We start from the raw sequence: 10,658 nt of genomic DNA, 5'->3' as shown, positions 1-10,658 counted from the left end.
TGGACGCCATCGACCAGGACATCCTGCGGATCCTCCAGGCGGACGGCCGCGCCTCGATACGGTCGGTCGCCGAGCGCGTCCACGTCTCGCGCGCCAACGCCTACGCCCGCATCAACCGGCTCGTCGAGGATGGGGTGATCCGGGGCTTCAGCGCGCGCGTGGACCACGAGCGGGCCGGTCACGGCACGTCGGCGTACATCACGCTGAAGATCGTCCAGAACACCTGGCGCACGGTCCGCGAACAGCTCAGGCAGCTGCCCGGCGCCTCCCACATCGCGCTGGTGGGCGGCGACTTCGACGTCCTGCTGCTGGTGCACACGCCCGACAACAGGGCACTGCGCGAGCTGGTGCTCACCCGCCTCCAGGCGATCCCCGAGGTGCTCAGCACCCGCACACTGCTGGTGTTCGAGGAGGAGGACGTGGAACCGGAAACCTGAGCCGGGCGGCGTGGGAGGGAGGCACAGGAGTGCATCCGGGGCGGCCCCCGGGCAGGGGGCCATGCCCTGCCGGCACGCGCCGGAGGGCCGGCGTGGGCGCCCTGCCGTCGCCGGACCTGACAGCCGGCACGGCCGCCCCCTCCCACGCGGGTCCGGCCGCCGGCGCGCGTCACCCCCCTGTCGGCCCCGGCCGGGTGGGTCAGGCGTGGCGGAGGCCCGAGAAGACCAGGCGGACGACCGCCTCGGCCACCTCCCGGTCGCTCGCGCCGCGCACGTCCGGCCGGTACCACTCCACGATGGAGTTGATCATCCCGAAGACCAGCCGGGTGGCCAGTCGCACCTCCACGTCACCGCGCACCTCCCCGTCGGCCGCCGCCGCCTTCAGCAGTTCGGCGACCCGGTGGTCGAAGTCGCGGCGCCGGTCCAGCGCCCAGCGCTCCGTCTCGGTGTTGCCCCGCACGCGCAGCAGCAGCGTCACGTAGGGCAGCTCGGCTATGAGCATCTCGACCATGCGGCGCACGACGTGCTCCAGCCGGTCGGCGGGCCGCCCCACGCGCGCGTGCTCCTCGTCCAGGATGGCGAACAGCCCGTCCAGGGCGCGGCTGACGGCCCGCTTGAGCAGCTCTTCCTTGCCGCTGACGTGGTGGTAGATCGACGACTTCGAGATGCCGGCCGCCTTGGACAGGTGCTCCATGGAGGTGCCGTCGTAGCCGCGCTCGTTGAAGACCCGCACGGCGACGGAGAGCAGCGTCTCGGGGGTGTAGGTGTCGCGCCGGGCCGTGGTCATGAGGTGCCCTCCCGCTTGTCCTGGGCGTACGAGTGGCGGTAGAGCGCGAGCGACGGCGCGTAACGGCCGGAGGGGTCGCGCTCGTGCAGCTCGTCCAGCAGTTCGTGGGCCCACGCGCGCGGGAGGCCGCGGCTCCACTCGAAGGGCCCGAGCGGGTAGTTGACGCCGAGGCGCATCGCCGTGTCGATGTCCTCCTCCGTGGCCACGCCCTTGGCGACGGCGTCATGTGCGAGGTCGATGATCCGGGCGACCGTGCGGGCGACGATTATCCCGGGGACGTCGCCGATGACGCTGACCTTCTTGCCGAGCGCCTGGAAGAGGCCGGTGGCCTCGGCGAGGGTCTGCGGCAGGGTGTCCTGGGCGGTGGCCAGGGCGACGCGGGTGGCTTCGCGGTAGTCCAGGGCGAGGTCGAAGAAGACGACGTCGCGGAACTCCACCGAGGTCTGGCCGTCGGCGAGCGCCAACTGGCCGCCGCTGGGCAGGACCAGACGGGTGCCGTTGTCCTCGTCCTCCTCCCGCACCGTGATGCCCGCCTCGCGGATCATCGTGAGCAGTTCGGCGGCCGGGCCCAGGTCGCCCTCGGCGATGACGTAGGCGGGCGGACGCTCCGGGTCGGCGGTGTGCGGTTCGGGCCGCTCGGCGCCGTCCCGGTGGTCGTACCAGCCGCGCCCGGTCTTGCGGCCGAGCCGGCCGGACTCCACCAGCCGGCGCTGGGCCAGGGAGGGGGTGAAGCGCACGTCCTGGAAGAAGGACTGCCACACCGAGTGGGTGACGGACTCGTTGACGTCCTGGCCGATCAGGTCGGTCAGCTCGAAGGCGCCCATCTTGAAGCCGCCCGACTCGCGCAGGACCGCGTCGATGGTGGCCGGGTCCGCCGCCTGGGCCTCGTGGACGGCGAACGCCTCGGCGTAGAAGGGCCGGGCGATCCGGTTGACGATGAAGCCGGGGGTGTCGGCGCAGGCCACCGGGGTCTTGCCCCAGGCGCGCGCGGTCTCGTACGCGCGCGTGGCCGACGTGACGTCGGTGGCGAACCCGGAGACCACCTCCACCAGCGGCAGCAGCGGCGCCGGGTTGAAGAAGTGCAGGCCGACGAAGCGGCCCGGGTGGCGCAGCGCCCCGCCGATCGCCGTCACCGACAGCGAGGAGGTGTTGGTGGCGAGCAGGCAGTCGTCGGCGACGATCTCCTCCAGCTCGCCGAAGAGCCGCTGCTTGACGTCCAGCCGCTCCAGGACGGCCTCCACGACCAGGGCGCAGTCGCCCAGCTCCGCGAGGCTGTCCGCCGGCTTCAGACGGGCGCGGGCCGCGTCCCGGTCGGCACCGGTGAGCCGGTTCTTCTCCACCAGCCGGTCGAGCCGGGCGCCGATCGCTTCGGCCGCGTCCCGGGCGCGCCCGGGGGCGGCGTCGTACAGCCGTACGGGGTGGCCGGCGACCAGCGCGACCTGGGCGATTCCCTGACCCATGGTGCCGGTGCCGACGACGGCCACGGGGCTGCTGAGGTCGAGTGCTGTCATGTGCGCGATCCTCCCGCACGGGGTTTTCCACAGATGCGGCGGACCCCCTTGAACCGACCGATCGTTCGGTTACTCTAGCTCTGACCGTCCCATCCCGCTGCTCTTTCCGCCAGGTCCCGAGCTCGACGAAGAGTTCTCCAGACGAGGAGTTGGTCCCGCATGGCCGCCGAACTGACCGCACACCAGCTGATCGAGAAGCACCGGCCCACGCTCGACCAGGCCCTTGAGGCGGTCCGCACGCGCGCGTACTGGTCCCCGCACCCCGAGCACCCCAAGGCCTACGGCGAGAGCGGCAGCCTGGACGCGGCGGCGGGCAAGGCCGCCTTCGACGCCCTGCTGGGCACCCGCCTGGACCTGGACCAGCCCGGCACGGACGACTGGGTGGGCGGCGAGGTCTCGCCGTACGGCATCGAGCTCGGCGTGACGTACCCGCACGCGGACCTCGACGTACTGCTGCCGGCCATGCGGGCGGGGCAGCGCGCCTGGCGGGACGCGGGACCGGAGGTCCGCGCGGTGGTCTGTCTGGAGATCCTCAAGCGGATCAGCGACCGGACGCACGAGTTCGCGCACGCCGTGATGCACACCAGCGGCCAGGCGTTCATGATGGCGTTCCAGGCGGGCGGCCCGCACGCCCAGGACCGCGGCCTGGAGGCGGTGGCGTACGCGTACGCGGAGCAGGTCCGCACCCCCGCGGCGGCCGAGTGGACCAAGCCCCAGGGCAAGCGCGACCCGCTGGCGCTGACCAAGACCTTCACGCCGGTCCCGCGCGGGACCGGCCTGGTCATCGGCTGCAACACCTTCCCGACCTGGAACGGCTACCCGGGCCTGTTCGCCTCCCTGGCCACCGGCAACGCGGTCCTGGTCAAGCCGCACCCGCGCGCGGTGCTGCCGCTCGCGCTGACGGTCCAGGTCGCCCGGGACGTACTGGCGGGGGCGGGCTTCGACCCGAACCTGGTCGCGCTGGCCGCCGAGCGGCCCGGCGAGGGCATCGCCAAGACCCTCGCCACCCGGCCCGAGATCAAGATCATCGACTACACCGGGTCGACGTCCTTCGGTGACTGGCTGGAGGCTAACGCCCGCCAGGCGCAGGTCTACACCGAGAAGGCCGGCGTCAACACGGTGATCGTGCACTCCACGGACGACTACCAGGGCATGCTGTCCAACCTGGCGTTCTCGCTGTCCCTGTACAGCGGCCAGATGTGCACCACCCCGCAGAACCTGCTCGTCCCCCGCGACGGCATCACCACCGACCAGGGCCCCAGGACCTTCGACGAGGTCACCGCCGACCTCGCCCGTGCGGTCGACGGCCTGCTCGGCGACGACGCGCGCGCGAACGCCCTGCTCGGTGCCATCGTCAACCCGGACGTCAAGGCCCGCCTGGAGGCGGCGGCCGGCCTCGGCGAGGTGGCCCTCCCCTCCCGTGAGATCGCCAACCCGGAGTTCCCGGACGCGGTGGTCCGCACGCCCGTCATCGTCAAGCTGGACGGCGCCAAGCCGGACGACGAGGCCGCCTACATGAGCGAGTGCTTCGGCCCCGTCTCCTTCGCCGTCGCGGTCGACTCGGTGACGGACGCGGTGGAGCTGCTGCGCCGCACCGTCCGGGAGAAGGGCGCGATGACGGTCGGCGCGTACACCACGGACGCCGGGACCGAGACGGCGATCCAGGAGGTCTGCTTCGAGGAGGCCGCCCAGCTGTCGCTCAACCTGACCGGCGGGGTGTACGTGAACCAGACGGCGGCCTTCTCCGACTTCCACGGCTCGGGCGGCAACCCGGCGGCGAACGCGGTCCTGTGCGACAGCGCCTTCGTGGCGAACCGCTTCCGGGTGGTCGAGGTCCGCCGGGAGGCCTAGGCCGGGGAGGCGGCGCCGGTCGCGCTCCAGTGGTACAGCGTCATCGCCACACTGGTGGCGAGGTTGTAGCTGGAGACCTGGGGCCGCATCGGCAGGCGCAGCAGGTGATCGGCTCGGGCGCGGAGTTCCGGCGACAGACCGGTGCGTTCCGAGCCGAAGGCCAGCACCGCGTCGTCGGGCAGCTCGGTGGCGCGGATGTCCTCACCCTCCGGGTCGAGGGCGAACAGCGGCCCGGCGGGCAGCTCGTCGACGCCGAGCCGCTCGACGGCGGTCGCGAAGTGCAGGCCCGCGCCGCCCCGCAGCACCGTGGGATGCCAGGGATCGAGGGTGCCGGTGGTGACCACACCGGTCGCCCCGAAGCCGGCGGCCAGCCGGATCACGGCCCCCGCGTTGCCCAGGTTGCGCGGGTTGTCCAGGACCACGACGGGCGCGGTGCGGGGCATCAGGGCGAGCGCGCGCAGGTTGGCCTCGCGGGAGGGCCGTACCGCGAGGGCGGCCACCCCGGTCGGATGGGGGCGCGGGACGAGCGAGGCGTACGCCGGCTCGGGCACCTCCGCCAGGAGGGCCTCCAGGGCGCCACGGACGTCCCCGGCCAGCTCCCCGGCGAGGGCGAGCGCGGCCCGCCGGTCGGTGGTGACCGCGACCGGCACCTCGGCCCCGAAGCGCAGCGCGTGCTTCAGCGCGTGGAAGCCGTCCAGCAGCACGGCGGTGTCCGCGTGCTCACGCCACCGGCGCAGCGGGTCGCTCATGCGGTGAACCCTACGCGGTCCGCCGCGCTCTCCTCGGGCGAGCGCGGGCCCGGGACCGTACGGCCGGCCCGCCGGGCGAGCCGCCCCCGCGCGCGTGCGGCCAGGTCGCCCAGCCGGCGCAGGAAGGAGGTCGGCAGGAAGACCGCGTCCGCGGTGATCATCGCGAGCGAGAAGAACGGCAGGCCGAGGACGACCGCGATGACCGCGTGCTCGATCATCATCAGCACCAGCAGGATGTTCTTGGCCCGCCGGTTGAGCAGGGTGAACGGGAAGGCGATCTGCACCATGACCGTCCCGTAGGCCACGATCATCATGATCGTGCCGCTGGACGACATCAGGTCGGCCAGGGCGGGCCAGGGCGAGAAGTAGTCCAGGTGGAGCGGGTAGTAGACGGCGGTGCCGTCCTGCCAGCGCGAGCCCTGGATCTTGTACCAGCCGGCGGTGGCGTAGATCAGGCAGGCCTCCGCCATGATCACCACCAGGGCGCCGTTGTGCAGGATGTTGGCGACGACGTCCAGCAGGATCCGCGGCTGCTCCCAGGCCGCCCGGCGGCCCACGGCCCACCACAGGCCGAGCCCCGCCCAGACCGTCCACAGCAGCGCCGGGACGAGCCAGCCGTTGTCGAACCGGCCGGTCAGCGTCACCGTGCCGAGGGCCGCGCCCAGCACCGCCCACAGCACCGGGCCCACCCGGTCGGCGGGGACCCGCTCCTCGCGCGCGCGTGCCGCCTCCTCCTGGGCCGCGCGGCGAGCGTCCAGGGACCACACCTGTCCGCACCGCGTGAACACCAGATAGAGGGCCATCAGGTGCAGCACGTTGTCACCGCCGTCGCCGACGAACACGCTGCGGTTCTGCAGCGACAGCACCCCGACCATGAACAGCACGGACGCGGTCCGGGTGCGCCAGCCCAGCAGCAGGGCCGCGCTCGCGAGGACGGCCAGCGTGTAGAAGCACTCGAACCAGAGCTGTCCGTCGGACCACAGCAGCGCCGTGAAGGCGTGGTTGTCGGCGGTCAGCTGCCGGGCGAGGTTCCAGCCCCACGGCCCGGAGGGGCCGTAGAGCTCCTGGCGGTGCGGGAACTCGCGCAGCAGGAACAGCAGCCAGGTCCCGGCGAAGCCGATCCGGACCACGGCGCTCTGGTACGGCCCGAGGGCCGCCTCGGTGACCCGGGCGACACCACGCGACAGCATCAGGGAGGGACGGTTCACCGCACGCCTCCCGCGGCCTCGTCGGACGTCAGGGACCACCAGGGCAGCAGGCGGTAGACGGGCTTGTCGGACACCCGCTCCCCACTCCACGGCGGCGGCTGCACATTGGTCGTGCTGGAACGGATCTGCACGCGCTGGATCACGCCTTCCCGGCTCGTCGGATCGTCCCGGTACAGGCGCATGACCACGATCCGCCGCAGGTACTGCTCGGACAGGGAGCCGCGCAGGCCGACGGGACGGTTGTCGGTGCCGTGCGTGGCGGCGAAGAAGTCCCAGGCCCGGCGCAGCTCGTTCTGCTGGGTGTGGCTGGGTACCGGGTTGCCGTCGATGGCGGCGCCGTCCTGCGCGGACAGGTCGGTCCACCCGGTGGTGCGCGAAGCACCGTCCCGCATCCGCACCTCCGCGCGGACCTGCACGGCGATGTTCTGCTGCAGCGGGTTGGGCGCGAACAGCTTCCAGTTCTGCTCGAACTCCGGGTACACCCACTCCTCTATCGCCTTGCCGTGCTGCTTCGTCACGGTGTTCGCGGGGGCGAGGCTGAGGAACACCATCAGCAGGTGCGTGCAGGCGGCCACCGCGACCACCGCGAGCGCCAGCGCGGCACCGACCTGGTAGCGGGGGGAGAGCGCGGCCACGCCGGTACGGGGCGGGAGCGAGGGCGGGGACGCGGGCACGGGTGCGGGTTCGGGTTCCGGTGCGGGTGCCGGTCGGGGTGCGGGTGCGGGTTCGGGTGCCTGCGCGGGCGCGGGCGCGGGGTCGGGTGCTGGTGGGGGCTCGGGGGACGGTTCCCTGGGTTCTTCCGGGAGGCGCGCCCCGGCCGGCCCGTCCGGGCCGTGCGGGCCCCGCGGATCCTCGTCGTACGCGTCCATCCGGTCCCGTCCCCCGTCTCGGCTCATGCGGTCAGCTCGGTGTCCTGCTCGGTCGTGCGGCCCGGCCGCCCGGCTCGGCGACAGGGCCGGGCGGGCGATCCGGTGGCGCGGCGCCCGTCACAGGCGCCGCACGCGGCACGAGCGCCACGTCCCGGCGCCCGCACGGAACGGTACTCAGCCCCGGGCCCCGGGCGCAGCCCCGGGTACGGACCGGATCACGGTGGCCCTCACCACGGAGCGCTCTGCCGGGCCACGGGCCGGGCCTCCGCCGGGGCTCGCGCCGTGCGCCGGCCGGTGAGCGGCAGGCGCCGACGGGCGGCGGTCGGTGAGCGGCAAGCAGCGGGCGACAGGCGCGCCGTAGCAGGGGCAAATCCGCCGTAGCAGGGCGCAAGCCCCCCCCCGTAGCGGGCCGCAGGCACGGACGGCGGACGGACATCACGGTCGGCGCCGCACTTCGTCCACAGGGTCGTGCGCGCAGTTTTCCACAGCGGTTGACACTCCAGCGCGGCCCGGCACACCATGGACTTCGCACGGACCGAACGATCGGTCGGGACGCTTCCCGGACAGAGTTCACCGCAGAGCCCGAGGTCAGGGGGACCGCATGGCCACAGCAGCCGCGCAGCGCACGGCACCGGACACCGTCGACACGGCGGCCTACCAGCACGCCTTCGACGCGGCCGTGGCCGCCGACGAACGCATCGAACCGCGCGACTGGATGCCGGACGCCTACCGCGCGACGCTGGTCCGGCAGATCGCCCAGCACGCGCACTCCGAGATCATCGGCATGCAGCCGGAGGCCAACTGGATCACCCGGGCGCCCTCGCTGCGCCGCAAGGCCATCCTGATGGCCAAGGTCCAGGACGAGGCGGGCCACGGCCTGTACCTCTACAGCGCGGCCGAGACCCTCGGCACCAGCCGCGACGACCTGCTGGACAAGCTGCACTCCGGCCGCCAGAAGTACTCCTCCATCTTCAACTACCCCACCCTTACCTGGGCCGACGTCGGCGCGATCGGCTGGCTGGTGGACGGCGCCGCGATCACCAACCAGGTGCCGCTGTGCCGCTGCTCCTACGGCCCCTACGCCCGGGCGATGGTGCGCGTCTGCAAGGAGGAGTCCTTCCACCAGCGCCAGGGGTACGAACTGCTGCTGGCCCTCAGCAAGGGCACCCCGGAGCAGCACGCCATGGCCCAGGACGCGGTGGACCGCTGGTGGTGGCCGTCCCTGATGATGTTCGGCCCGCCCGACGACGAGTCCCAGCACTCCAAGCAGTCGATGGAGTGGAAGATCAAGCGCCACTCCAACGACGAGCTGCGCCAGCGCTTCGTGGACATCTGCGTCCCGCAGGCCGAGTCCCTGGGCCTCACCCTGCCCGACCCGGAGCTGCGGTGGAACGAGGAGCGGGGGCACTACGACTTCGGGCCGATCGACTGGACCGAGTTCTGGGAGGTCCTCAAGGGCAACGGCCCCTGCAACGAGCAGCGGATCACCCAGCGCCGACGCGCCCACGAAGAGGGCGCCTGGGTACGGGAAGCAGCCGCGGCCTACGCGGCCAAGCACGCCGGTGACACCGGTGGGACGGGAGCGACGCGAGCATGAGCACCACCGACTGGCCCCTGTGGGAGGTCTTCGTGCGCTCCCGGCGCGGCCTCTCCCACACCCACGCCGGCAGCCTGCACGCCCCCGACGCCGAGCTGGCCCTGCGCAACGCCCGCGACCTGTACACCCGGCGCGGCGAGGGCGTCTCCCTCTGGGTCGTCCCGGCCGCCGCGATCACCGCCTCCTCGCCCGACGAGAAGGACCCCTTCTTCGAGCCGGCCGCCGACAAGCCGTACCGGCACCCGACCTTCTACGAGATCCCGGAAGGGGTGAAGCACCTGTGACCGCCACCGGCCCCGAGGCCCGCACCGCCACCGGCTCCGCCCCCGTCCCGGTGACCGCCGCACTCGCCCTCGGCGACGACGCCCTGGTGCTCTCCCACCGCCTGGGGGAGTGGGCCGGGCACGCCCCGGTCCTGGAGGAGGAGGTCGCCCTCGCCAACATCGCCCTGGACCTGCTCGGCCAGGCCCGGGTGCTGCTGTCGCTGGCCGGTGACGAGGACGAGCTGGCCTACCTGCGGGAGGAGCGCGCCTTCCGCAACCTCCAGTTGGTCGAGCAGCCGAACGGCGACTTCGCCCACACCATCGCCCGCCAGCTGTACTTCTCCACCTACCAGCACCTCCTCTTCGCCGAACTCGCCTCCGGTGACGGCCCGTTCGCGCCACTGGCCGCGAAAGCCGTGAAGGAGGTCGCCTACCACCGCGACCACGCCGAGCAGTGGACGCTGCGGCTCGGTGACGGCACGGAGACCAGCCACGAGCGCATGCGTCGGGCCTGCGACGCGCTGTGGCGGTTCACCGGGGAGATGTTCCAGCCGGTGGAAGGACTCGACGCCGACTGGGCCCGCCTGGAGCAGCGCTGGCTGGAGTCGGTCACCGACGTACTCGGCCGGGCCGGACTCCCCCTGCCCGAGGGCCCAAGCACGGGCGCCTGGTCGGCGGGCGCCGGCCGGCAGGGCCTGCACACCGAGCCGTTCGGCCGGATGCTCGCCGAGATGCAGCACCTGCACCGCAGCCACCCGGGGGCGTCATGGTGACCGCCCCCACCGCCCTGGAGGCGGAGCTGCTGGAGCTGGCCGGCGCGGTCCCCGACCCCGAACTGCCCGTGCTCAGCCTGCGGGAACTGGGCGTGCTGCGCGCGGTGCACCTCCAGGGCACCGACGCGGTGGAGGTGGACCTGACCCCGACCTACACCGGCTGCCCCGCCCTGGAGACGATGAGCGCCGACGTCGAGCGGGTGCTGCGCGCCCACGGCATGCGCGAGGTCACCGTCCGCACGGTGCTCTCCCCCGCCTGGTCGACGGACGACATCAGCCCAGAAGGGCGCCGCAAGCTCCAGGAGTTCGGCATCGCTCCCCCGCGCGTGCGCCACGACGGCGGCCCGGTGCCGCTGGCCCTGGGCCCGACCCGCACCCGGGCCGCGGACACCGCCGCCGACCCCGTCCACTGCCCGCACTGCGGGTCGGCCGACACCGAGCTGCTGAGCCGGTTCTCCTCCACCGCGTGCAAGGCGCTGCGCCGCTGCCTGGCCTGCCGTGAACCGTTCGACCACTTCAAGGAGTTGTGATGGCCCGCTTCCACCCGCTCCCGGTGGCCGCGGTCGACCGGCTCACCGACGACTCCGTCGCCCTCACCCTCACCGTCCCGCCC

The 10,658-nt window shown here is 73.1% G+C and carries 11 protein-coding genes; 6 read left to right on the top strand and 5 right to left on the bottom strand.

What is annotated here, in order from left to right; genetic code table 11:
* On the top strand, nt 1–437 hold a 437-nt coding region (locus IE312_RS25845), incomplete at its 5' end, for an Lrp/AsnC family transcriptional regulator (protein ID WP_229900432.1).
* Between the two features lie 199 nt (nt 438–636).
* Here IE312_RS25845 and IE312_RS25840 read toward each other — a convergent pair.
* Both IE312_RS25840 and IE312_RS25835 read right to left on the bottom strand, forming a co-directional pair.
* Nucleotides 637–1,224: a TetR/AcrR family transcriptional regulator gene (locus IE312_RS25840; protein ID WP_189984734.1), complete on the bottom strand. Its 588-nt coding sequence runs from the start codon at nt 1,222–1,224 to the stop codon at nt 637–639.
* Nucleotides 1,221–2,735 (bottom strand): 3-hydroxyacyl-CoA dehydrogenase, encoded by a 1,515-nt coding sequence (locus IE312_RS25835; RefSeq protein ID WP_189984733.1) that lies wholly within the window; start codon nt 2,733–2,735, stop codon nt 1,221–1,223. The genes IE312_RS25840 and IE312_RS25835 overlap by 4 nt, the downstream gene beginning before the upstream one ends.
* Nucleotides 2,736–2,894: 159 nt before the next feature.
* Here IE312_RS25835 and paaN point away from each other — a divergent pair, with 159 nt between their 5' ends.
* Nucleotides 2,895–4,586 carry a phenylacetic acid degradation protein PaaN gene (gene paaN, locus IE312_RS25830; RefSeq protein ID WP_189984732.1) on the top strand — a complete coding sequence of 564 codons (1,692 nt, stop codon included), beginning with the start codon at nt 2,895–2,897 and terminating at the stop codon, nt 4,584–4,586.
* Here paaN and IE312_RS25825 read toward each other — a convergent pair.
* Genes IE312_RS25825 through IE312_RS25815 form a run of 3 tightly spaced genes read right to left on the bottom strand, consistent with a single transcriptional unit; the run spans nt 4,583 to nt 7,412 of the window.
* On the bottom strand, nt 4,583–5,335 hold the full coding sequence (locus tag IE312_RS25825; protein ID WP_189984731.1) for a TrmH family RNA methyltransferase: 753 nt from the start codon (nt 5,333–5,335) through the stop codon (nt 4,583–4,585). The two genes, paaN and IE312_RS25825, sit on opposite strands and share 4 nt — an antisense overlap.
* Entirely contained in the window at nt 5,332–6,543 is a 1,212-nt protein-coding gene (locus IE312_RS25820) for an HTTM domain-containing protein (protein WP_189984730.1), read from the bottom strand. The genes IE312_RS25825 and IE312_RS25820 overlap by 4 nt, the downstream gene beginning before the upstream one ends.
* Nucleotides 6,540–7,412 carry a DUF5819 family protein gene (locus IE312_RS25815; protein ID WP_189984832.1) on the bottom strand — a complete coding sequence of 291 codons (873 nt, stop codon included), beginning with the start codon at nt 7,410–7,412 and terminating at the stop codon, nt 6,540–6,542. The genes IE312_RS25820 and IE312_RS25815 overlap by 4 nt, the downstream gene beginning before the upstream one ends.
* Nucleotides 7,413–8,013: 601 nt before the next feature.
* On the opposite strand from IE312_RS25815, the gene paaA reads away from it, so the two are divergent.
* From paaA to paaD, 4 genes are read left to right on the top strand one after another with little or no spacing between them, the layout of a single operon-like run.
* Nucleotides 8,014–9,009: a 1,2-phenylacetyl-CoA epoxidase subunit PaaA gene (gene paaA / locus IE312_RS25810; RefSeq protein ID WP_189984729.1), complete on the top strand. Its 996-nt coding sequence runs from the start codon at nt 8,014–8,016 to the stop codon at nt 9,007–9,009.
* Nucleotides 9,006–9,293, top strand: coding sequence for a 1,2-phenylacetyl-CoA epoxidase subunit PaaB (paaB, locus tag IE312_RS25805; protein WP_111583308.1), 288 nt, complete (start codon nt 9,006–9,008; stop codon nt 9,291–9,293). The genes paaA and paaB overlap by 4 nt, the downstream gene beginning before the upstream one ends.
* Nucleotides 9,290–10,045, top strand: coding sequence for a 1,2-phenylacetyl-CoA epoxidase subunit PaaC (gene paaC, locus IE312_RS25800; RefSeq protein ID WP_189984728.1), 756 nt, complete (start codon nt 9,290–9,292; stop codon nt 10,043–10,045). Before paaB ends, paaC begins: the two co-directional genes overlap by 4 nt.
* Nucleotides 10,039–10,575: a 1,2-phenylacetyl-CoA epoxidase subunit PaaD gene (gene paaD / locus IE312_RS25795; protein ID WP_189984727.1), complete on the top strand. Its 537-nt coding sequence runs from the start codon at nt 10,039–10,041 to the stop codon at nt 10,573–10,575. The genes paaC and paaD overlap by 7 nt, the downstream gene beginning before the upstream one ends.
* The last annotated feature ends 83 nt before the right edge of the window (nt 10,576–10,658 follow it).

It is taken from the genome of Streptomyces capoamus (assembly GCF_014654935.1).
Taxonomy (GTDB): domain Bacteria; phylum Actinomycetota; class Actinomycetes; order Streptomycetales; family Streptomycetaceae; genus Streptomyces; species Streptomyces capoamus.
Note: the sequence above shows the minus strand (reverse complement) of the source record. Positions and strands in the feature narration are given on the sequence as shown.

What these genes read in the sequence shown, in the direction of transcription:
- IE312_RS25840 (WP_189984734.1), bottom strand. Translation starts at nt 1,224, where the DNA reads ATGACCACGGCCCGGCGCGACACCTACACCCCCGAGACGCTGCTCTCC.
- IE312_RS25835 (WP_189984733.1), bottom strand. Translation starts at nt 2,735, where the DNA reads ATGACAGCACTCGACCTCAGCAGCCCCGTGGCCGTCGTCGGCACCGGC.
- paaN (WP_189984732.1), top strand. Translation starts at nt 2,895, where the DNA reads ATGGCCGCCGAACTGACCGCACACCAGCTGATCGAGAAGCACCGGCCC.
- IE312_RS25825 (WP_189984731.1), bottom strand. Translation starts at nt 5,335, where the DNA reads ATGAGCGACCCGCTGCGCCGGTGGCGTGAGCACGCGGACACCGCCGTG.
- IE312_RS25815 (WP_189984832.1), bottom strand. Translation starts at nt 7,412, where the DNA reads ATGGACGCGTACGACGAGGATCCGCGGGGCCCGCACGGCCCGGACGGG.
- paaA (WP_189984729.1), top strand. Translation starts at nt 8,014, where the DNA reads ATGGCCACAGCAGCCGCGCAGCGCACGGCACCGGACACCGTCGACACG.
- paaB (WP_111583308.1), top strand. Translation starts at nt 9,006, where the DNA reads ATGAGCACCACCGACTGGCCCCTGTGGGAGGTCTTCGTGCGCTCCCGG.
- paaD (WP_189984727.1), top strand. Translation starts at nt 10,039, where the DNA reads ATGGTGACCGCCCCCACCGCCCTGGAGGCGGAGCTGCTGGAGCTGGCC.